7 protein-coding genes and 2 pseudogenes are annotated in these 24,818 nt (G+C 54.4%); 8 read left to right on the top strand and 1 reads right to left on the bottom strand.

Features of this window, described 5'->3' with window-relative positions:
- Positions 1-2 precede the first annotated feature (2 nt).
- From PKO01S_RS29865 to PKO01S_RS05065, 8 genes and pseudogenes are all read left to right on the top strand, one after another.
- Positions 3-3,221: pseudogene (locus tag PKO01S_RS29865) on the top strand (beta-ketoacyl synthase N-terminal-like domain-containing protein); the annotation flags it as partial.
- A gap of 87 nt (positions 3,222-3,308) precedes the next feature.
- Positions 3,309-4,484 (top strand): annotated as a pseudogene (locus PKO01S_RS29860) (SDR family NAD(P)-dependent oxidoreductase); the annotation flags it as partial.
- Entirely contained in the window at positions 4,476-8,480 is a 4,005-nt protein-coding gene (locus tag PKO01S_RS29855; RefSeq protein ID WP_456152487.1) for a beta-ketoacyl synthase N-terminal-like domain-containing protein, read from the top strand. The pseudogene PKO01S_RS29860 and the gene PKO01S_RS29855, both read left to right, overlap by 9 nt.
- Positions 8,473-11,001, top strand: a complete 2,529-nt coding sequence (locus PKO01S_RS05085; protein ID WP_127530231.1) for a thioesterase domain-containing protein — start codon at positions 8,473-8,475, stop codon at positions 10,999-11,001. Before PKO01S_RS29855 ends, PKO01S_RS05085 begins: the two co-directional genes overlap by 8 nt.
- Positions 10,998-12,194, top strand: coding sequence for an NADH:flavin oxidoreductase (locus PKO01S_RS05080; RefSeq protein ID WP_127530230.1), 1,197 nt, complete (start codon positions 10,998-11,000; stop codon positions 12,192-12,194). The genes PKO01S_RS05085 and PKO01S_RS05080 overlap by 4 nt, the downstream gene beginning before the upstream one ends.
- A gap of 41 nt (positions 12,195-12,235) precedes the next feature.
- Positions 12,236-13,192, top strand: a complete 957-nt coding sequence (locus PKO01S_RS05075; RefSeq protein WP_127530229.1) for an acyltransferase domain-containing protein — start codon at positions 12,236-12,238, stop codon at positions 13,190-13,192.
- Positions 13,193-13,397: 205 nt separating this feature from the next.
- Entirely contained in the window at positions 13,398-14,948 is a 1,551-nt protein-coding gene (locus PKO01S_RS05070) for a class I adenylate-forming enzyme family protein (RefSeq protein WP_127530228.1), read from the top strand.
- A gap of 85 nt (positions 14,949-15,033) precedes the next feature.
- The gene (locus PKO01S_RS05065) at positions 15,034-18,915 is read left to right on the top strand and encodes a WG repeat-containing protein (RefSeq protein ID WP_127530227.1); all 3,882 of its coding nucleotides are present in this window, start codon (positions 15,034-15,036) and stop codon (positions 18,913-18,915) included.
- 55 nt (positions 18,916-18,970) lie between these two features.
- Here the strand turns inward: PKO01S_RS05065 and PKO01S_RS05060 are convergent, their stop codons facing one another.
- Positions 18,971-24,814, bottom strand: a complete 5,844-nt coding sequence (locus PKO01S_RS05060) for a fibronectin type III domain-containing protein (protein ID WP_127530226.1) — start codon at positions 24,812-24,814, stop codon at positions 18,971-18,973.
- Between the last annotated feature and the right edge of the window lie 4 nt (positions 24,815-24,818).

The raw sequence follows: 24,818 nt of genomic DNA, 5'->3' as shown, positions 1-24,818 counted from the left end.
CGGAAGTTTCCAGGGAGCAGGCGGTCCACTTTTTCAAAAAGCTGCTTTCGTCCGCCATTAAGCTGCCAGCCCACCGGATCGACGAGCATGTCCCGCTGGAGAAGTACGGAATCGATTCGATTATGGTCATGGATATGACAGGAGAACTGGAGAAGGTATTCGGCTCGTTGTCCAAGACGTTGTTCTTCGAATACCAGACCATTGCAGCCTTAACGGACCATTTCCTCAAGGCTCACCGTGCGAAGCTGACGGAGCTGCTGTCAGCCGGACAACGTCCGGAAGTCCCGGCCGGAGGTGCATCGGCGCAAGCGGAGCCGAAGGTGCAGGCGACGATGCGGCTATCGTCTGGAAGGCAGTCCCGTTCGCGCGTTCAATCGTCATCCAGCGACCGTCCGCAGACAACGAAGAAACAAGAGCTTGCAGCCGGACCAATCGACATTGCCGTCGTCGGTGTAGCGGGACGCTATCCTGGGGCGGCGAATGTGGCGGAGTACTGGAACAATCTCAGGGACGGCCGCGATTGCATAACGGAGATCCCGCGCGACCGCTGGGATCACTCGCTCTATTTCGACGAGGATAAGAACAAGCTGGGCACCACCTACAGCAAATGGGGCGGTTTCCTGGACGGGATCGATCAGTTCGATCCGTTGTTCTTCCAAATCTCTCCGTTGGAAGCGGAAGTGATGGATCCGCAGGAGCGTATGTTCATGCAATGCGTTTACCATACGTTAGAGGACGCTGGCTATACGCGGGAATCGGTGGCTTTCGACCGGAAGCAGAACCGCCGGATTCCGGTCGGCATTTATGTCGGCGTCATGTATGAGGAATACCAGCTGTATGGGGCGCAAGAGCAGATTCAAGGCAGAAGAATCGCCTATGCGGGCAGTCCTTCATCGATCGCGAACCGGGTGTCCTATTGGTATAACTTCCAAGGTCCGAGCATGGCCGTGGATACGATGTGCTCCTCGTCGCTCACTGCCATCCATCTGGCTTGTCAGAGCATTCAGCGGGGAGAGTGCGGAGCAGCGATTGCCGGGGGCGTCAATGTCTCGCTCCATCCGAATAAATATTTGATGCTTGCGCAAGGGAAATTCGTCTCAAGCAAAGGCCGGTGCGAAAGCTTCGGCGAAGGCGGCGACGGCTATGTGCCCGGCGAAGGCGTCGGCGCGGTGCTGTTGAAGCCGTTGTCCCAAGCGATTGCGGACGGGGACCGGGTATACGGCGTAATCAAAGGCAGTGCCATTAATCATGGCGGCAAAACGAACGGTTATTCGGTTCCGAATCCGAATGCCCAAGGCGAAGTCATCAAGCAAGCGATGAAGGATGCGGGGATCGACCCTAGGACGATCAGTTATATCGAGGCTCACGGGACCGGGACGTCGCTCGGCGATCCGATTGAAATCGCAGGATTAACCGGTGCGTTCCAAGCGGATACGGGCGAGCCATCCTTTTGCGCCATCGGCTCGGCTAAGTCCAACATCGGCCATTGCGAAAGCGCCGCCGGCATTGCCGGCTTGACGAAAGTGCTGCTGCAGTTGAAGCACCGGCAGTTGGCGCCATCCTTGCATGCTTCCGTGCTGAATCCGAACATCGACTTCTCCTCGACGCCATTCGTCGTGCAGCAGGAGCTGTCGGAATGGAAGCGTCCGGTCGTGCGCGAGGACGGCTTGGAGCGGGAATATCCGCTTCGGGCAGGCATTTCGTCCTTCGGTGCAGGCGGATCTAATGCGCACTTATTGGTGGAGGAATATATTCCTTCTAACCAAGCGTCACTGGATACAACATCAGCTTCATCGGCTCCTGCTGTCATCGTGTTATCCGCTAAGAATGAGGAACGGCTCCGTGATAGAGCAGTCTTGCTCCTGGACGCAATCCGGGAGCAAAAGCTGTCCGACGCGGACCTGGCTAATATGGCCTACACCCTCCAGACCGGACGCGAAGCAATGGAAGAGCGGATCGCGCTCCTCGTGGAATCGATGGGCGAGGTCGAGAGCAAGCTTGCGGCTTATTTGGCAGGAGACCGCACGGTCGACGATCTATACGTCGGACGAGGGCGGCGCAACGCAGGCTCGTCGACCTTCATGATGATGGACGAGGATATGCAGCATACGGTGGATGCATGGCTCGCCAAAGGAAAGGTCGCGAAGCTGGCGGATATGTGGGTCCAAGGACTGCCTGTCGACTGGAGCAAAATGTACGGAGAGCGGACGCTGCGCCGGATTGCGCTCCCTGCTTACCCATTCGCCAAGGACCGGTATTGGGCGCCGAAGCTGAGCGAGAACAGCTCGGCTATCCATGCGGATACCGCTTCTGCGGGAGGCCCGTATTCGCTTCAAGGAGGCGCTATGCTGCATCCATTGCTCCAGACCAACACGTCCGACTTTATGGAGCAGCGGTACAGTTCGCGGTTTACAGGGGATGAACAAATCTTTGCTGATCACGTCGTTCGGGGACAGCGGTTGCTGCCGGGCGCTGCGCAGCTCGAAATGGCCTTGTTCGCCACGGCTCAAGCCAGCGGACAGGGCGAAGGTGTACCGGCGGGACTGCGGCTGAAAGATGTGACCTGGGTACGGCCATGTACAGCGGGAGAAGGGATAACAGACGTTCATATCGCGCTTCGCCCGGAAGAGAGCGGGGACATTGCGTTCGAGGTATACGGACAAGGCGAAGGTGATGGCGAAGGCCAGCGCGGTGAACGCGGCGAACGCATTTATAGCCAAGGGCGTGCGGAATGGAGTGCTGTCGAATCGGCTCCCGTACTGGAGCTGGCAGCGCTTCGGGAGAAGTGCGGCTCCCGTGTGATGACGGCGGACGACTGCTATTCGGCATTCCAAAGCATGGGCGTTCATTACGGCGATGCCCATCGGGCGATCGATTGCGTATATGCGGGAGAAGGGCAAGTGTTGGCGAAGCTCGTACTCCCTTCCGCAGTTGATCATTCGCTGGATCGGTTCGTTCTGCATCCAAGCTTGGGGGATGCGGCATTTCAAGCCGCGATCGGACTCATGGGCGGCGCCTTGGAGGAAGATTCCGGTCTGAAGCCGCTGCTGCCATTCGCTCTTGAAGAGCTTACCGTCTTCGGACGCTGCTCCTCCGAGCTGTGGGCGTATGTGCGTTGGAGCAAGGGCGGCGATACGAGCGGCAAGGTACACAAGATAGATATCGATCTTTGCGACGAGCAAGGTATCGTTGTTGCACGCGTGAAAGGCTACTCCGTGCGGGCGATCGATGGGGGGACACGCGCCATTGCGTCTTCGTCGGAGCAGCTCGTTTCGGCCGCCGTGCGAGACGATTCAGCATTCGGCCTTATGACGCTTCATCCGCAGTGGGATGCAACAGTCATCGCACGCGGTTCGGAATGGCCGATGCAAGGCAGCAGTGTTGCAGTCGTAGGCGAAGCAGGGCCGGAGAATGAAGCCTTATTGAAACGAATGCTTACCGGGATGCGTACGCTTGATATTCAACCAAAGGATACGATCGAGCTTATTGCCCGGAAGATTGAGGCCAACGGGATATCGGAGCATATGCTATGGATCGCACCGGACGCGGCTTCCGGGACCTCGGCCGAACTATCGTTGATCGATTCGCAGGAACGCGGAGTCATCCAGCTGTTCAAGCTGATTAAAGCGATGCTGCTTGCAGGCGGCGGAGGCAAGGCGATCGGTTGGACCGTCATTACCCGCCAGACGCAATCCGTCAGCCGTAAGGATGATGTGCGCTCGGCTCATGCCGGTGTGCATGGTCTGGTTGGCTCGCTGGCCAAGGAATATCCGAATTGGAGCCTCCGGCTGATCGATCTGGATTTCAGCGGCATTTGGCCGGTGCAGGACATGCTGTCGCTTCTGCCGGACCGGCAGGGCAATGCCTGGGCTTACCGCGGCGGCGAATGGTTCCGCCAGAAGCTGATTCCGGTATACCGGAAAGGCGGTTCCACGGAACAAAGCCTCTATCGTAAAGGCGGCACATACGTGGTCATCGGCGGAGCCGGCGGCATCGGCGAGGCGTGGAGCGAATACATGGTCCGCAGCTGGCAGGCGCGTATCGTTTGGATCGGAAGGCGCGCTCAGGACGCGGCGATCCAATTGAAGCTCGATCGGCTGGCTGCCCTCGGAGGCGAGATTGTCTACCTCTCAGGAGATGCCGCAGACCGCAATTCCTTGCAGGCCGCTTACCGCGCGGCGAAGGAACGGTTCGGGCGCATCGACGGCGTCGTACACTCGGCAATCGTGCTTGCGGACCAAAGCGTTGCGAATATGGATGAAGCGCGTTTCCGGGCCGCGCTCGCAGCGAAGGTCGATACGAGCGTCAACATGGCCGAGCTTCTCGAAGGAGAAACGCCGGATTTCGTTCTGTTCTTCTCGTCTATGAATGCCTTCATGAAATCGCCGGGGCAAAGCAACTACGCGGCTGGATGCACCTTCATGGACGCTTATGCGCAGCAGTTAGCAAACCGTCTGCCTTATGCGGTTAAGACGATGAACTGGGGCTATTGGGGAGGCGTCGGCGTCGTTGCTTCCGACACTTATCAGGAACGTATGGCCCAAATGGGATTCGGCTCCATCGAGCCAGCGGAGGCCATGGATGCGCTCGGCGAGCTGTTGTCCGGGCCATTGGATCAGCTGGCACTGCTGAAGACGACGAGAAGCATACGAATTGAAGGCATATCGCATGATGAAGGCGTTCATGTGTATCCGGATAACGCCGTTCCGCCGACGTCGAGATTGACCCCCGTCCCTTCGGACATGAGGGCTGCGACGTCAAGCCTTACCGCAGAAGGCAAAGCGGTACTCTGGGAAATGGAAGGTTTGCTTGGGCGCATGCTTGAGGGTCAACTGGTTGCGGCTGGCATTATTGAGCACGCAGCGGGAGTCATTAAGCCGGTGCCGGGCAGCGGAGTGCATGAGCGTTATGCAAGGTGGCTGGATGCAAGCTTGTCACTGCTGCAAGAGCAAGAACAAAAGCTGGAGCGGAACGCTCTTTTCGATACCAGCAGTGTTCACGGCGTTGGGGAACCGAACGCGGCCCGCATGGACCGACTGTGGTCGGAATGGTCGGAGAAGAAACAAGGATGGCTCGCTTTCGGCGGAATGGCTGCTCAGATTGCGCTCGCGGAGGCGATGCTGCAATCGCTTCCGGACATTGTGACGGGCAAGCGGCTTGCGACGGACATCATGTTCCCGAACTCCTCGATGGAGCTGGTGGAGGGCGTGTATAAACATAATCCGGTGGCCGACGCTTTCAATGAAGTGCTTAGCGACTCTGTCGCGGCTTATGTGAAGCAGCGGCTGCAGCTTGATCCGTCGGCCCGCATTCGCATATTGGAGATCGGGGCGGGGACAGGAGGTACGAGCGCAGGGGTTCTCCGCAAGCTGAAGGACTATGAGGGAAGCATTCAGGAGTACGGTTACTCCGATATATCCCACTCTTTCCTTCAGTATGCGAAGGAAACCTACGGGCCGGATAATCCGTTCTTGTCGTATCAAATTTTTAATGTCGAAACGCCGGTGTCCGGCCAGCAGATTCATTCGGGCGAATACGATATTGCTATTGCAGCCAACGTGCTGCATGCGACCCGAAATATTCGTCAGACGCTGCGCAACGCCAAAGCTGTCTTGAAGAAGAATGGTCTGCTGCTGCTCAATGAGCTGCAAGGACAATCGATGTTCACCCATCTGACCTTCGGGCTGCTCGACGGATGGTGGAAATACGAGGATGCCCAGATTCGCATTCCGGGCTCGCCAGGGTTATCGCCGGAGACGTGGAGAAGCGTGCTGGAAGACGAAGGTTTCCGCTCCGTCCGTTATCCTGCACAGGATGTCCACTCGTGGGGCCAGCAAATTATTATGGCTGAAAGCGATGGCGTAGTCCGTCAGCAGGCAGAAGCCGTTCATGCGAAGCGGGATGCGGCAACAACAGCCGGTGCGCCTGCGCGTTCCGTACGATCAGCGCAGACGGCGGGAGAGCCTGCGGTAGGCACGCTCAGGGAGAGAAGCATTTCCTACTTGGTCCGGATCATTGCGGAGACGCTTAAGATGCCGAGCGGTCAGCTCGACCCGAGAGAACGGTTCGAGTCGTATGGAATTGACTCCATTCTGGTCGTACAGCTGACGAATGCATTGAGCGGTGTGCTGAGCAACGTGAACAGCACGCTCTTCTTCGAATATCAGACGGTTGAAGAGCTTGCGGAACATTTCCTGTCGACGCAAAGGGAAGCGCTTATCGCGCTGGTAGGCCCGGATGAATCCGAGACCGGCACGAAACTTTCTAACGGCAGCGGCACCACTCGTCCGAATGCTGCTCCGCCTCGCATGACGGAAGCGGCAGGCGCGGTGAAGAGCAGATTCATCGCCGTGAACCGGCAGAATACGGCGCAGGCGTCATCCGCTGTCCCAGCAGCGCGGGATATTGCGATCATCGGTCTCGCGGGACGTTATCCGGGAGCCGGCAACGTGCGGGAGTTCTGGGAGCAGTTGAAGTCAGGCAAACATGGTATTGGCGAAATTCCGAAGGAGCGCTGGGATTGGGAGAAGTATTATGATGCAGAGCGAGGCAAAAGAGGGGCCATGTATTCGAGATGGGGCGGATTTATTGACGGGTTCGACCAGTTCGATCCGCTCTTTTTCGGCATATCTCCGAAAGAGGCCAAGCAGATGGATCCGCAGGAGCGGGTGTTCCTCGAAACCGCTTATGCCTGCATAGAAGATGCGGGTTACACTCCTGCTACGCTGTGTGCGAGCGGCAAAGTCGGCGTTTTCGCAGGTGCGATGAACGGCAACTATCCGACGGGAGCGAGCTACTGGTCCATCGCTAACCGGGTCTCGTATCTCTTTAATTTCCGCGGGCCGAGCTTGGCTGTCGATACGGCTTGCTCATCCTCGCTGACGGCTATACACCTGGCCATTGATAGCCTGAATAGCGGTACGAGCGAATGCGCGATTGCCGGGGGAGTCAATTTGATTCAGTCACCTGCCCATTATTTGAGGCTATCGGCCATGAATATGCTTTCTGCCGGGGATCAAGTCAGATCATTCGGAGCAGAAGCCGACGGATTCGTCGACGGTGAGGGCGCAGGCGCAATTGTGCTCAAGCCGCTGTCCAAAGCGGTACAGGACGGAGACCACATTTATGGGGTCATCAAAGGAAGTATGTTGAACGCCGGCGGCCGAACGAACGGCTATACGGTGCCGAATCCTCATGCCCAGTATGAGGTTGTTTCGGATGCGCTCAAACAGGCAGGCGTGCATGCCCGTAGTGTCAGTTATTTGGAGGCGCATGGAACCGGCACTGCGCTCGGCGATCCGATTGAAGTCGCCGGTTTGACGCGGGCGTTCGAGCAGGATACGAGGGACAAGCAATTTTGCTCCTTGGGGTCTGTGAAGTCCAATATCGGGCACTGCGAGAGCGCAGCCGGCATCGCAGGATTGACCAAGGTGCTGCTGATGCTTCGCCACCGGCAGCTCGTTCCTTCTCTGAACGCCAAGACGACGAATCCTGCTATCAAGTTCGATGGCACTCCATTTGTCGTGCAACAGCAGCTTGCGGAATGGACTCGTCCTGTTCTAACGATCGATGGCGTGGAGCGGGAATATCCGCGCCGGGCAGGCATTTCCTCGTTCGGTGCAGGAGGTGCCAACGCGCATCTTGTCATCGAGGAATACGTATCCGCATCGGACTGCACACAAGCGGAATTGCCGGCGGATTCCGAGCCGGCTGTCATTGTACTGTCGGCTAGAAGCGGGGAGCAGCTGAGGCTGCGCGCCAAGCAATTGGCTGCCTTGATTCGGGAAGGGCATTATTCGGATGCGGATTTGAGCCGAATTGCATATACGCTCCAAACAGGGCGCGAGGCAATGGAAGAAAGGACCGCTTGCGTCGTGAGATCTCTCCGTGAACTGGGAGAGATGCTGCAAGTAATAGAAGAGGGAGCAGAAGAGGCTCAGGGTCTATACCGTGGACGAGTGAAGCCGAACAGAGAGACGATCGCCATGCTTGGAGCCGACGATGAGATGCAGGAAGTGCTGCAGAAGTGGATGCATCGCCGGAAGTTCGGCAAGCTGCTTGGCTTATGGACGAAAGGGCTGAATTTGGATTGGACGCCGTTGTACGACGGTGCGCCTCCGCAGCGGATCAGCTTGCCGACTTACCCGTTCGCCAAGGAACGTTACTGGTTTGCGGATGGAGGAGGGGCAGACGGACAAGCACAACAACCGATTGCGGACCAATCGCCAGTCTGGCCGCTTGCAGAACCCGTCCAGTACGAGGAGCGTTCCTCTGCTGAGCTGTCCGCAGCTGATCCCAATATGGAGAGCGTATCGGTACAAGATGCGGAAGATAGACCGGGAGACGATCATTTCGACAGCGGCTTCTTCGAAATGCTGCTGGACGGCATCATGGACGATTCCATTAGCATCGACAGCGCGGTTTCAGAGATCCAATCGAATATGAGGGAAGTTTCCCGTCAAAGGAGGGCCTATGGCTGATTTCTTGCAGTATGTGCTAAGCGAAGTGAAACAACATCGTCTGTCTAAAGCGGAGGCGCTCGATTTGCTGCGGCAATTCCAGGGCCATGCACTAGACGAGAAGCAAGGGGAGCCGTCCGCTCCCCGTCTTCACCCGCTTCTTCACCATAATACGTCCGACTTGTCGGAACAGCGGTTCTCGTCTGTATATACAGGCGGGGAACCGTACTGGCTGGAAGACGGTACTACGGGACGGAAAAGGATACCGGAATTCGTCCAATTGGAGCTGGCAGCAGCGGCACTGGCGCTTTCTTCGGACACTGGAACCACTCCAGCCATAAAGCTGCGAAGCGTAGCATGGGGAGAACCGCTCGCTGCGTCCGCGATGCCGCTTGAGGTGCACACGGCGCTGATTAAGCAGAATGACGGTTCTATTGGGTTTGAAGTTTACAGCAGGCACAAGAACGGAGAACCCGTCGTGTATAGCCAAGGAACCATTGAACTTGGGCAGCAAGGAAGTCTGGTTCAAGCTCAGGATGTAGCGGCACTGCAGAAGGCGAACCAGTGTCAAAGCTGGAGTTCGGACGAGTGCTACGATGCTCACCGCCGTCTCGGTACGGAGTATCCATCTTCGCTGCGGATGGTGGAACGGCTGTGGGCTGGCGATTCCGAGGCGCTTGCCAAGCTTACCCCAACGCCAACCGATGACAGCGGAGCAGAGCGGTCGACCCTTTCTTCGGGCGTGCTCGAATCGGCGCTGCAGGCGGTTGTAGCGTTCGATGGCCGAGCGGCAAGCTTGCGTCCCAACTCGCTTGATTCTGTGGAGATTAACGATTTCGGCGACTCGCCGGTATGGGTTTGGGTAAGGCGCGCCAGCGGCAACGGCAACGGCAACCCTTCGGGGGAAAGCAACCGCTTCGATATCGACTGGTGTCTGGAGGACGGTCGATCGGTCATTCGCATGAAGGGAGTGTTGTTGGACACTACTCGAGAGTTGGAGCAAGATCAGCCTGCTCCGTCTGTTCCGGCTCCGAAGCCGGAAGGGATTTCGCTGCGCCCGCTGACCGATACGTACCCGCTGGAGGAGGGCGGCAAACCGTCCACTGCAGGCTCGCAGGACTTCTCGCAGACGGCACTGCAAGAGGAACTTGCCGAAAGCTTTGCCGGCATTCTCGACATGAAGAGAGGGGATGTCGACGTCGATGTCCCTTATACGCAATTCGGGCTGGATTCGATATCGGGCGTCGAATGGGTTCGGGACCTTCATAGCCGTTATGGCGTGACGGTCACCTTAGCGGATATCCATGCCAATGCAACGCTCCGCGAGCTGGCGGCATGGCTGGCTCAAGTGCTTCATGCAGAGCCGGCTGCTGCTCCGTCAGATTCACCTGTTACTTTCGCGTTGTCTGATTATGAGCCGCTTCCAGCCCCAGCTCCAGCTCCAGCTCCAGCGAAATCGTTCGTCACTAGTTCTGGCCGCAGGGCACCGCTCCAGCCGCTGCCGCGGCCTGGGGTTGCGGCTGTTGCCAGCCGGACTCAGCCGGAATTCCCTGAGCTGATTCCGCTCAACCGCCGCTCTTCCGGCCGTCCGGTATTCTGGATTCACGGAGGCAGCGGCGCAGTTGGCGCGTACCGGACGATTGCTCAAGAAGCCGAACGCCCGATGTACGGCATTCAGCCGCGCGGCTGGATGACCGGGCGGACTCCGCTTCACGGCATCCAAGCAATGGCGGCTTATTATGTCCACATCATCATGTCCGTTCAGCCGCAGGGTCCATACGACCTCGGAGGGTTCTCGCTCGGCGGCCGCATCGCCTATGAGGTCGCCCGGCAGCTCCAGGAGCTAGGGGAAACCGTTCATACGATAGTGATGCTGGACTCCTATCTCCATACCCCCTACCGGGAGGCGCTGCAAGACGCGGACGGCTATAGGAAGACGATCGCGCTTCAAGCCGTCAACACTGCTCTGTTATCTTTCTTGCCGCCGGAGCCGGAATCGTGGGCGAACCGACTAATTCACCGGGATGAGGCACGTGTTTATTTGCAGGAAGATTCGGAACGCTTTATCGAGCGATTGTTCACGTTAGCCGAGTCGAGAGGATTGGAAGGTTCCGACGCGTCGTGGCGTGATCGCTTGACTCAAAGCATTCGGGTTCAAGCGGCATATGGACTTGACCGCTATGAGATCGCGCCTCTGACGGCGCCGGAGGAGACAGCCTGTTTTTATTTCCGCTGCCGGGGCGAGTCGTTCTACGGCGAGCTGGAACCTTATTTTAGTCTGGAAGAAACGGGCAGTGAACCGCAATCAGAACTCCCTTATTGGAAAGCGTGGGAGGAATGGCTGCCCCGAATGAGCGTTATGACTGCGGATGCGGACAGCCATTACAAGCTGTTGTCCGATCCGCGCGCCATGGATGCGGTCCGATCGTTGTGCGGTACGTTATACAGCTTAAACAGTCCGGCGGCAGATACGATCGATAACGCGGTCCGGGCCAATCAAGAATCGTTCACAATCCAATTGAATGTGGGGGCGTTCCAATGAGCAGGCAGCATTATAAGGTGTACTCTGAGGGAAGAATCGGCAATCTCGTGATGAAAAACAGGCTGGTGCGTTCGGCCACAGGCGAGAGCAAAATGTCAACGGACGGGAAAATTTCGGAATCCGTTCTGCAGGTGTACAAAGATCTGACCTTGGGCGGCATCGGGATGATTGTCACCGGCGCAATGGCCGCTACGCCGACGGCGAAGAGAACAGAAGGCCAATACTGCATTTACGACGATGAGTTCATACCCGAAGTGGCCAAAATCGCGGATATCGTCCATGAGACCGATCCGGAATGCATCGTTATCGCTCAATTGAACCATCCCGGCAGACAAGTGCATCACTTCGTGACGGCGGATTGTATCGCACCGTCGGCCGTAGAGTCCCCGATTTTGATGAAAAAGGCGCGGGAGCTTCATTTGGAAGAAATCGAAAGAATCATTCAGTATTTCGCCGACGCGATCGTCCGGGTTCAGAAGGCGGGCTTCGACGGCGTCCAGTTCCACGCGGCGCACGGTTATTTGCTGAGCTCCTTCCTGTCTCCTTACACGAACAGGCGTACCGACCGTTACGGCGGCACGGTGCAGAAAAGGGTGAATATTATTCGTGACATCGTCGCGCTTGCAAGAAAGGAAGTCGGCGATTTTCCGATTCTGATCAAGCTTAATTGCGATGATCACGTTGAAGGCGGCATTAACAAGGACAATTTCCCGGAACTGTTGTTCGAGATGGAAACGGCGGGCGTCGACGCCATCGAGGTGAGCGGCGGGATGTGGGATTGCCTCGTGCGCACCGAAGAGGAATTAGGATTCACGCCGGTTCCGATCCCCGAAGCGCGAACGAAAATCAATGTGCCGGCCAAGCAATCGTATTTTTACGAATACGTCCAAAATATCCGCTTATCCATTCCGCTTATATTGGTAGGCGGCCACCGCAATATCGAGCGAATGGAAGAAATCGTGCAAGAAGGCAAAGTCGATTTTGTGTCGATGTGCCGTCCGCTTATTTCCGAGCCTGATCTGCCTAACCGCTGGCTGCATGGGGAAGGGCGCGACAAGGCCGACTGCATATCGTGCAACGCTTGCTTGCTCGTGCTGCATAAGGAGTTCTGCTGTCCATACAAGAAGTACGGCAACTTAAAGGATTTGTTCGTCGCGACCAATGCGGAGAATTGGAGAGAGATGTTTAAGTAACGCTCAACGGGCAACTGCCCGCCGGAACGAAAGGAGACGTTATGTCCGAGAGACCGGTCGTGTTTATGTTTTCTGGACAAGGCTCGCAGTATGTCGGAATGGGCAGGGAGCTGTATGACTATGAGGCGAATTTTCGCAAGTGGATGGACCGGCTGGATCAAACATTCAGAGAGTTGACTGGGCACTCGGTGGTGGAGCGGTTATATCCTTATCGGGAAAGCGGGAGAAAACCGTTTGAAGAGCTGCTGTTTACGCATGCGGCGATTTTTATGGTGGAGTATTCGTTAGCCCAAACCTTAGCGGAGCGCGGGATGATTCCGGATTACGTATTGGGATACAGCATGGGTGAGTTTGCAGCTGGTGCGGTAGCAGGCGTGATGACAGCCGACGATGGTATCCGGTGTCTTGTGAAGCAGGCCGAGCTTTTGCAAGAAAGGTGTGTCCCTGGAGGGATGATTGCCGTTGTCGGCGATCCCGGCATATTCGAAAGCTCGCCTCCTCTCCGGCAGCATGCTGAATTGGCGGCTGTTAATTTCCGGTCTCATTTCGTCTTATCCGCCCGCCGCGAATCACTTCCTGTATTGGAGCAGCATTTGCTTGATAAGGGGGCGGCGTTCCAGAGGTTGCCTATTCCGTTCGCCTTTCATTCATCGTGGATCGATCCGGCCGCCGAAGCGTTCCGTGATTTTATGTCGACGATTCGTGTGGAACAACCGCGCATCCCTTACTTGTCCAGCAGGAGAAGCCCTCGCGCTGGTATGCGGGGGGCGGCTGACTATTGGGATGCCGTCCGGGAAGCGGTCGACTTTCCCGAAGGTTTAGCGAGATTAGAAGAGGGCCGTCATTATACGTATATTGATCTAGGGCCATCCGGGACATTGGCTAACTTCGTCAAGTATAATGTAAGCTCCCATCGGCAAGGCGATATCGTTGCGATTATGACGCCTTTCGGGAATGAGATGGACCGCATCGATGCGCTATGCGACAGAATAAGTTAACGGTACGACAACGGCGAACCGCCGGACGAGGCTTAATAGAAGCCAAAGTCCGGCGGTTTTTTTATTTCATAAAACTCTTTTATCAGCAAGGCTAATGGATGGCATTGGAAACCCTTATGCCTAATTATTCCATATTCATGCTATGATCACACTATTCCTAGTTTTCTTACCCGATAGATAATAATTGATTTTGGAGGCGGTTAGAATGCTTTTATCCGAACGATTGCCGTTGGCTGCAAGTTTATATCCAGATGCGCCGGCGCTGTTGAGCCAGGGCCGAACCATACATTATGGCGAACTGCTTCGTCAAGCGGAACGGCTCGGTCATGCCTTATATGCGGAGGGGCTGAGGTCAGGGGACCGGCTTGCCATCATTGGAGATCCAAGTCCGGAGCTTGTGATTGCGTTCAATGCCGGAGTCGGGATCGGCGCAGTTCCGCTTGTTCCGTCTCCGCTGCTGACCGTACCGGAGCTGAAGGCGATTATGGAGGATGCGGAGCCCCGCGTGCTGATCCATGACAAGCGTTATTCAGACACCGTGCATTTCGCAGTCCAGCAGCTTCCGAACCCGTGCAAGCTGTTCGCAACGGAAGAAGGCGCAGCTTCACCAGACTTGGAGAGTCTATTGGCGAGGCAAAAAGAACCGTTCCGAGCGGCAGCTTCCTTACAAAGCGTAGACGATGTAGCCGTCCTGATCTATACAGGCGGAACGACCGGCAGGCCCAAAGGCGTTATGCATTCCCACCGCGGCATGGCCGCTTGGAATCAATTTACTCCTGCAGCCGGATTCGGTTATGAGAGGGACCGGCGTGTACTCGTCCTTAACTTGTCTCATCTCGTTGGGCAATTCCATCTGTGGGCGACGATGGCGGCTGGAGGATGCTTAGTCTTTCTCGATGAGTATCCGGCGAATGCGCACTCGGTATTAGAAGCTGTAGAGCGTGACCGAATTACTGTTCTTAGCACGGTGGGACAGCTTCTTCGCGACTTTACCCGATTGGCGTCTGTAACCGGTAAGGATACGTCGAGCCTTAAAGTGCTTGGATGCGGCGGATCTGTCATCTCTTCTGCAACGATGCTGAACGCAGTCGCTCAATTTCCGGGGACGTGGGTCGTGAACAACTATTCGCAAGCAGAATGCGGCATGTCGGTCTGCCGGATTTTTCCTTCCCAGCACTTGGACAATCCGGGTCGTCTTCATTCTGTAGGCCGTCCGCTCGATCTGGCCGCCCAGGGCGAGCAGGCTTTTCAGGTTCGTATCATCGGCTTGGACGGCCAAGAGTCAGCGGTGAACGAACCCGGGGAAATCGTCGTTCGCGGCGCCCAGACGATGCTTGGGTATTGGCGCCAACCGGAAGCTACGTCCAATACGCTTCAGGACGGTTGGATTCGGACAGGCGATGTAGGCTGTCTGGATGCTGACGGTTATCTATATGTGTTGGATCGGGTGAAGGATATGGTTATCGTGGGCGGCTCGAACGTGTTCTGCGCGGAAGTAGAGCAGATGATCGTCACTCACCCAGCGGTGAGCGAGGCGGCGGTAATCGGACTTCCGCTTCATGGAGAGGGCGAGTCGCTTGCCGCTTGCGTCGTACTTCATGGCGAGGAAAGTTTGACCTTAGAGCAATTGCAGGCTTGGTGCGAATCCAGTCTTGCTCTGCATAAGCGGCCGACGAGGCTGTTTATCCTGGATGCTTTACCGCGTACGGCTGTAGACAAAGTGGATAAGAAACGGCTTCGCCAGGAGTTGGCATAGGCTGGTGGCGGTCCATGAAGGATTTTCCATCTTATTGTCGAATATTGTAATTTGCATTTTTATTACTCGATAAGGTGGATACCTAATGATGAGGAAACGGATATGGAGCATGCTGCTGGCCATCGCCTTGGTCTGCAGTGCGGTACCGGCGGCTTATGCCTCGGAATCGCTAGCTTATGGCATTGAACCGCAATATGAAAGCGCCGGTGTATTCTTTGAGGGGCTCGCGGCAGTCCAAAAGGGCGGCAAGTGGGGATATATCGACAAGACCGGAGCGGTTGTCGTTCCGTTCCAATATGATGCAGCCCAACAGTTGTCCGGCGGGCTTGCTGTCGTTGGCCTTCTGACAGACGGGGAAATGAAATTCGGTTATATCAATGGCCAAGGCAAAGAAGTTACGCCAATCGTGTATGACAGCACGGGCTATGGAAACAACGGATACGCGCACGTCATTATGAAGGGCAAGAAATCAGGCTCGGTTTACGATAGCGATGCTGCCTATGGACTAGTTGGCTTGCAAGGGGAAATCATCCCGCCTGTCTACGAGTCGGTCAGCGATGTCTCGGACGGCATGATCGTAGTCAAACAAGACGGCAAGTTCGGCTATTTCGACACTAGCGGAAAAGCAGTGACACCGTTCATCTACACGGATGCTAATCCGTTCTCGAATGGCTTGGGACGCGTCTATCAGAAAGCGAAGAGCGGCTTCGTCGACCGTACGGGAAAAGCAGTTATTCCGCTGGATAGCCGTTCTTACGGCGACTTCCATGAGGGTCTTGCGGCAGTTCTGGTTGACGGAAAGTACGGATACATCGATACATTCGGCCAAATGATTGTGAAGCCGAAATACGAGGAAGCTTGGTATTTTAATAATGGCTTGGCGCCTGTTAAGCTGAATGGCAAGTACGGCTATATCGACCAAACGGGCAAGACGGTCGTCCCATTCCGTTACGATGAAATCAGCAATACGTTCACCAACGGATTGGCGAGGGTTTCGATCGGCGAAGATTATTTCCTTAAGCCGTCCGAAGACCAATATTACAGCGGTCAAGGCAGCCGACTGCTGACGACCAAGAAATTCGGTTATGTCAATATGCAAGGCGAAGAGGTTATTCCGCTTCAATACGATTTCGCAGAGGAATTCCGGGACGGATTCGCTAAGGTAGGCAAAGGCGGTTCCGGTGCCGGCAGTTATTATGAGGGCGGCAAGCTCGGTTATGTCGACTCGACAGGCAAGGAAGTTGTCGCGCCTGTCTATGATTTTGTCGGCGGTGATATCGAAGAAGGCTATATCGGCATACGGGAGGGCATGTCGCCTGTATCGAACGGAGGCAGCGGCAAGTTCGACGAATATACAGGCGGCAAATGGGGATACGTCAACGGCGCAGGCCAAGAGATCGTTCCGCTTATATACGATAAGACGTATCCTTTCCGCGCCGGGTTAGGGATGGTCCGCAAGGACGGCAAAATTGGCTTCGTCGATAAGACCGGCCAACTCGTCATCCCGACGATATACGATGATGCGAGCGTCTTTATGAATGGATATGCTCAAGTTCAGCAAGGCAGCCTAGCGGGGTTTGTCTCAGCTGTCGGCGGTGCAGCGGATTTAAGGTTTAAGGCTATTCGTCCCTTCCGTGAAGGGATAGCAACAGTCGAAGACGGCAACGGCCGAATGGGATTCCTGCGCAATCCGCTGCCGGCTCTGGCTCCGGTCAACATCGATATCGCACAACGGAGCGACGGCGGGCCCGCGACGGTGACGCTGTCGAGCAGCGATCCCGATGCTGTTATTTTATATACGATTGACGGCTCCGAACCGCATACGTACATTGCGGCATGGGGAACGAACGAATATTCGAAGCCGTTCAAGCTGTACGAATCGGCGACGGTCAAGGCGGTTGCTATTGCTAGAGGCAAACAGGACAGCATTCTGGCGGCAGCCCAGTATACCCATACGTTCCAGCCGTTGAAGCCAGCGGCGAATTCGGATGAGGGGACTTCGGCTTCAAGCGGCAACAAGCCTAGCGGGAACACAACGGCGAATAAGTCGGGCTTCGTCGATGTTGCCGATACCCATTGGGCGAGCAATTCGATTAAGTGGGCCGTTAGCCAAGGCATTGCCAGCGGATATGAGGGCGGCAAGTTCCGGCCGGATGCGGTCGTGACGGAGCCGGAATTTCTAGCGATGCTGCTGCGTGCGTTCCCGGACATTCAAGTGCCGGAGAAAGCGGCGGGGGCAGCTTGGTCAGCGCCTTATTATGCAGTCGCGAAGACGTATAACTGGCCTGTATTGAACAGTACATCCGGCAAGGGCTTTAACCGCGGTCAAGTGGCTATGCTGCTGTCGGCAAGCCAAGGGTTTGCTTTCCGCGATACGAAAGGCGCGATTCAATACGTATTGGACCTGAACATCGCTGGCGGCAAAACGTCGCGAACGGTCGAAGGGTTCGGTTCGAGCGATCAATTGAAACGCTCGGAAGCTATTACGCTTATTCATAATCTGAAAGAACGCGGTTTTCAGTTAACGAAAGCAACTATTGTGCCGGATACGATGCCGAAGGAGTTCCAAGTCGGCGGTATCTCGATCGGCGACACGGAAGCGTCGGTGCTCGCTCGTCTTGGCCAGCCCGCGCGCAAAGATATTAGCGAGCTCGGGTTCACTTGGTATATTTATAACGCGGACTATACGAAGTATATGCAAGTAGGGGTGCAGAACGGAAAAGTCGTCGGGCTGTTCTCGAATGCAGACACATGGAAATCCAACCGCGGGCTGAAGCTGGGCGCCTCGACTGCCGAGATCGAGAAACGTTATGGCACCGGTGGAGCCAGCTTTACGAAAGGCAAGATCGTGTACACCGTTAACGCTTCGTACCAGTTCTTGCAAGACGGCAGCTACGTGACAGTATACTTGGACAAGCATGACGGGAACAAAGCGACGGCCATTCAATTGATTGACCAAGCTGTCGAGGAGAAAATGGCGACCTACTTCGGCAAGGGTACGTCCGAACTCCGTGAATCGTTCGAACGGCAGTCGCTCGATCTGGTCAACGCATTCCGTGTCCGGTATGGGCTGAGTGCGCTGCGCTGGGACGGGACGGCAGCCGGAACGGCAAGGGCGCATAGCGAAGATATGCGCGATCGCGGCTTCTTCGATCATGTCAATCCGGACGGCAAGGACCCGGGCAACCGAATGGATGCGGCAGGCATCCCGTATGGTCTCACTGGCGAGAATATAGCGGCGGGTCAGCGCGATGCAATCGAAGCATATCAGAGCTGGGTAAACTCGAAGGGGCACCGCGACAACATGTTGTACGATGGGTGGACACATTTAGGGGTTGGGGTTGCATTCAATGCTGCGTATCAAGGAAATCCATGGGAATCAGATTTCGGAATGTATTATACGCAGAACTTCTACGGCGACTCAAGCGCGTCTGCACAAGCGTCGCAAAATTACGAGAATGGTCAGCAACGCCAAAGCCAGATCGATTCGCTGCGAAGCACGTACAAAAATGACGGCGGCGCGTTCGAACTGTACATTATAAAAAGCAATCCTCAGCCGGACGGCAGTACGGTGAACGATTACGGGCTGCGCAATTCGGCGAGCATAACGCTTCCTCCGCACAGCGCAATCTACGTGGCTGCAGGAAGCAATTACATAAAATTCGAGGACGACTATTACAACTATAACTTTGGCGGCAAGCTCGTCCTTGCCAATCATACCGATAAGCCAACGACCGTGCCGGCAGGCAAGATACAATTCGCAATGGAAAGTTTGTACCGGGATAACGGCGGAATCGTGACGACGCCGGACGGTAAGAGCATGACGCTTAAGTCGACGGGACCTTATGTACGGATGGTTGCCTTCGACGGCGACTTCGACGAAACGAAGGAATATAAGTCGTATATCGACGACAACAAGGTATTCGTCTCGTGGGCATGGAGCGAGGTTACGAAGCGGGCGCAATAAAGGGTACACGAACAAGGACTAGCTTATGAGCTAGTCCTTGTTCGTTATTGTCTCTTTATGGAGTTGTCACATCATAAATGAGAATAATGCCGTCAGAGCCGCCCTTGTTGCTTCCCGTCATATCGCCATCCGTAGACTCTGAACTTCCGGCTACGACGATTTTGCCGCTAGTCAGCAATGCGCTGGACTCAAAATAATCGGAACCTGTACCGCCAAAACCGTATTTGACCTGAATAGGGAACCCCGTTATCGGTCTAAATACTACGATCATGCCGTCGGAGTTCCACCCGCTTCCGCCTCTGCGAATCGATTGGAGATCTCCGCCGCCTTGGTTGAAGGATCCTACACCAGCATAGTAGCCGTTATTTAGCTTTAGTCCTTGGTTGAACGGTTCTCCGTAGCTCGGTCCGCCAAAGTTTTTGTACCAGACCAAATTGCCTGAAGGATCAATAGAAGCATAAATGGCATCTTGTGCATTGCCTGAAGGAACGGCCAGATCGCCATCCGAGGAGAAGGAAGCTCCCGTTACATTAAAATATCCTGGGCCTTCATTTCGGATACTTCTGAACAGCTCCTCATAGCTTCCGCCGTAAGATTTTTTCCATACGACATTCCCGGATGAATCGAATTTAACTATAATCGCGTCTTGTGCCCCTTTATTGAGCCCAGCCATGTCACCGTCATTGGAGCGTGAATAGCCGACAGCGACCCAACCGCCGTCGGTTCCGCTGGAAACGACGTCAACGAATCGTTCATCGTCAGAGCCTCCGAATGACTTTGCCCACTGGACGCCGCCGTAAGGCGAGTATTGGACAATGATGGCATCATAGTTGCCTTTATTCGAACCGGTAGCATTTGGGATGCTCGGAGAATTCGAATATCCGACAGCTGCATATGCCCCTCCGTCATAACTTATACGCGCTTTCATAAATGTGTCTTCCTTTGAACCTGCAAGCACGGCTTTGGAATAGATACTACCATCCGGATTCCAAATAGAGAAGACTGCATCCGAGGTGCCAGTGCCGTAATATAGCATGTCGCCATTCGTTGAACTTGAACTTCCCGCGATGACGTATCTTCCGCCGGTATAGGTCACCGAATGGAAGATATCGGAGCCCGTTCCGCCCCAACCGCGTTTCCATTCGAGATCGCCGGTGGCATTGTACTTAGCCACGACGGCGTCAGCGTCCGTACCCGCCGAGCGGTAGATGCTGGACATATCGCCATTCTTAGAAGTGGAGTATCCTACGGTAACAAAGCCTCCGTCGCTGGCTGCGTCGACCGATCTGAAGTAATCATTGCCGGTGCCGCCGAACACATTTTTGACCGGAGGGACATATGTCGACTGTACGGCGTTACTGGCTGTTGACAAATTGCTGGCAATATCGAGCGCCTTCACGGTGATATTGTAAGGTGTGTTCGGAGTAAGCGTCATTGTAAATGTTTGTGCGCTTGTTGTTCCGGCTAAGTCTAGGTTTGAATTCTTATAGATCACGTATCCTGATAGCTGAATATTATCCGTTGACGGATTCCAAGCCAGCGTAATCGTGTCATTGGCTTTCTCCACGATAGTCAGACCTGTTGGTGTTGTTGGAGCCACCGTATCCGCATTCGTCTTCACGTCCAGAGGAGTACTAGCTGCGGATACATTGCCCGCGCCGTCCTTTGCTTTGACCGTGAACCGGTAGGTTGTATTCGGGACCAAGCCGGTTACGGTTACGTTGGTTGCCGACACTGATCGATATAACGTAGAACCGTTGTAGACATCGTATCCGGTTACGCCTACGGAATCTGTTGAAGCTGTCCATGTTAACGTAATGGACGTCTCGGTTTTCGTTGGAATCGTATTCATCACCGGCACGCTTGGCGCCGTCGTATCCGCATTGGTCGTTACCGTGACTGCATTGCTTGCGGCCGATACATTCCCAGCAGCGTCCTTCGCTCTAACTGTAAACGTGTAGGAGGTGCTTGGCTTCAAGTTCGTGATCGTCGCGGCAGTGCCGGTCACGCTCTTGACTATTGCCGATCCTTGATAGATATCGTAGCCAATTACGCCTACGTTGTCGGTCGATGCCGTCCATGTTAACGTAACGGACGAATCCGTCTTGCTGAAGGTTACGCCACTTGGAACGGATGGCGGAACGGCCTCGCCCGTTGTCGTAACCGTTGCCTGATTACTCGCATCCGAGAGGTTGCCTGCAGCATCTCTGGCTTTTACCGTAAAGACATATGAAGTGCTTGGCTGCAAGTTACTAACCGTTGCGCTTCTCTTGTCGCTTGCAACGGATTGGATGAGCGTTGTTCCTTGATAGATGTCGTAACCCGTTACGGCTACATTATCGCTAGAACCGCTCCATGCGAGTACGACGCCTGTCGCCGTTTTGCTTGATACGCTTAGGTTGCTTGGCGCGCTAGGCTTCGTGCTGTCTGGGCTTGTCGTTACCGCTACAGATGTGCTGAGGCCCGATAAGTTGCCCGAAGCATCCTTAGCGCGGATCTGGAACGAATAGGCCGTAGAAGGCGATAACGAATATACCGTCATTGTGCTGTTAGTCGTAGATCCTGCTTTAACGCCATTCTGGTACAGATCGTATCCGGTAACCGCTACGTTATCCGTCGATGGATCCCATCTCAACGTTACAGTCGAGTCTGTTTTGGATTCGGCCCTGACATTGCCCGGTACGGAAGGAGGCTGGGCATCGACTAATTGCGTGATCTTCAGACTATAGGGCCCCGTCGCTTTGGCAGAGTAATGGTTGACTTGAACATAGTAGGTTTGGCCAGCCGTTAAATTACTGTCAATCCGGAAGTTTAAGCTAGCCATAATGTTGTAATCGTCATTCGTTGCCAATAACGATCCGGATGAATTATACAAGGAACCAACCACATCGTACGCTCCGAGCGATTCGATGGAGTATTGACCCGTAGCGGACGGAATAAATTTATAATAATCGACGTCGCCAGGGTAATTGATGGAGGCCTGCTGCTCGGTTGTGCCAATAAGCTTAGCTTCGCTGATTGTGTCGCCTTCTTCCGCAAATCCAGTCACTCGGAACTGATAATTCGCTGCAGATTCATTGATTTGCGTGATGCAGATGTAATAAGTTTGGTTGGCGTTCAAGACCATTGACATTTGAAAGTTACTGTCGTAATCGTTCTCATCTACGCCCATGATTACGTTGTATGAAGAAGCGCCTGTCTTAACAGCTACCGAGGCGGATAGATAGATGGAACCTAAGCTGTCGAAAGTATACAAGCCCGTTGCAGCAGGCGTGAATCGATAATAATCGGCATCATCGTCATTAACTAGTGAGCCGTTTACCCAATTGCCTGCCGTCATAACCGTGCCGGATTCGTATGGATTGCTGAGCGTCGAAATGTTAATAGCTCCGTATGGCGTACTCGTTTGGGCGTTAAAAGCGGAAACACCGACCGAATAAATGCTGCTCGGATCGAGACCGGCCAGTACATATTCAGAGTAAGACGAATCTACCGTATCCATAACCTCGCCATTTAGTTTGATGGTATATCCTTCTGCACCGATTACGCTAGGCCATTGGAATTGAGCGAAGAATGGTCCAACTTCACCGACAGACAAGATCGGTGTTACCAATCCTTGCGCAGTAGTTGCGGCAATGGAAGAGTAGGTACTGTCTCCATTGTTATTGACGGCTGCGACATACAGATTGTATTTCGTATTAGGCGTCAAGTTTTTGAATGTGTATGATGTCGTGCTGCTCGTTAAAGTAACGACCGACGAGTTCGGTGCATCGGTTTTTACTTTGTAGCCCGTTGCGCCGTTGACCGCTTGCCATTTTAAGGTTGCTTCCGACGATTTAATGTTTTCGGTCGCTAGCTGCTGCGGTGCAGCCGGCAACTGAGTGGCGGGCACAACGACATAGATTAAAGTTGCGTTCTTACTTTCAAAGCCATCCTTATTGATGCTGTATACTCTAAAGTTGTAGGTCGAACCAGGCATGACCGTCGCATCATAGCTGGTTGAATTGACAGTGACGCCGCTATCGCTATTCGTTGTAACTCTGTACTTGGAGGCGTTCGTTGCGGCTGACCATGTCAATCGCATGCTCGTGTCGGATAATTTCTGGTAACTGCCGGACGCGGGTGCCGTAACATAAGGGGAGATCGTTTGATCCCACGAAACTTTGGAACCCGGATTACATTCTGTTTTGGTACAGAACTGAAATTGAATGAGATACTTGCCGGGTTTGGTATCCGGCGTTACAGCCCAATCGTAGCTGATGACCGTTCCGGCAGGATACGTTAAATTCAAATCTGTAGTAGACTTAATCCGGTCGTCGCTCTTCGCAACGTTAGTGGTAGAGTCGGGGCCGAATATACGGATTTGCACTTTCCTGTAGCTGCTGGTGCTTATTACATGACTAAAGGTAATGGTCTGATCGGCCATAACAGCTTGCGCGACGACTTCTCCTTCTTGAGCAGGCGCAGCTGTCGAGACACTCCCTTTGCCGAGCACACTGGCCGATGGAACCGGCGGAAGGGGAGCGTTTGTTAATCCAGCGGCTTTTGCCAGATTGATGAGCCCCCAGCCATAAAATTCTTCACCGATTTGGGTAGCGGAAGCAAACAGCATCGTTTTAATATCGTTGCTGCTCATCGAAGGCGTTCTAGACCAGAGCGCTGCAATCGATCCCGTGGCATGGGCGGCCGACACGGAGGTTCCCGATACGGACATGTACGTATTATTCAGTCCCGTCGTAAGAATGTTTGCGCCTGGAGCCACCAGATCGACCTGACTTCCCACGCTCGAGAAGCTTGCCAAATGCGGAATTTCGTTCGTTGCTCCAATTGACAGAACCTCTTCGAATTTCGCCGGGTAAAGATCGGTTTCGCTGCCATACCCGTTGTTCCCCGCGGAAGCGACGACTAAGATGTTGTTGTTCACGGCGGAAACAATCGCATCATGAAGTGCTGCGCTGTACTCCTCGCCCCCAAAGCTCATATTGATGATATTGACATTATTGTTGATCGCCCATTCAATGCCCTGAATAACTTGGCTGTACGTACCGTTTCCGCTGCTATCCAGTACCTTAACGGCATAGATTTCCGTTTCCGGCGCAATCCCTACAATGCCATAACTGTTGTTTTGAGCTTGTATGACGCCCGCGACGTTGGTTCCATGTCCGTTATCGTCATTGAAGCTGCTTATTCCTTCGACGAACGAAGCTCCCTCGACGACGTTTAAATCGCTATGCTGTGCTATACCCGTATCGAGTATCGCTACTTTGATGCCTTGGCCGGTCATATATCCAAGGGTTTGGTCAGCGCCGATCGACATTAATCCCCAAGGCATGGTCTGCTGGTCTAACGGAAGTTCAACGTTGTTAGGTCCGCCAGTTATATAAACATTGTTTCCTTGGAGCTCGGTGGCTTGAACCTGGGATAACAATCTCACTTGCCGGTCTAATTCGACTGAGCTGATCTCCGGATCTTGCCGTAGAAGATTAGCTTCATTCGTATCGAGCTCAACAACGGATACATTTAATTTGTCTAGTTTTTTGTGTTTTCTTGCCTTGGATTTCTTTTTAAGCTTTCCGTCTAATTTAGACGGTTTGCCAGAGTTTTTGTAGGTTACGATATAGTTATTTACGCTGGATTCTTGCTGCAATGGTTCTTGAACGGATGTCGTCTCGATTGGGAGCGGTTCTGACTGAGAATTCTCTTGTTGAGGCAGCTCCTGCTGTTGCAATTCCTGCTGAGGCGACTCTTGTTGAGGCAGCTCCTGCAGCGGCTCTTGTAAGCTCTCTGCTTGTACCGGCTCTAAATTCGAAGATTCCGGGCTCGCATAGGTTTGCGAGAAGGGGTGAAGAAGTAAGGACATTGAAAGAATGATGGCTGCAATACCTTTGTTTCGTTTCATAGGC

Origin of the sequence: Paenibacillus kobensis NBRC 15729 (assembly GCF_004000825.1) — a bacterium.
Taxonomy (GTDB): domain Bacteria; phylum Bacillota; class Bacilli; order Paenibacillales; family Paenibacillaceae; genus Paenibacillus_T; species Paenibacillus_T kobensis.
Note: the sequence above shows the minus strand (reverse complement) of the source record. Positions and strands in the feature narration are given on the sequence as shown.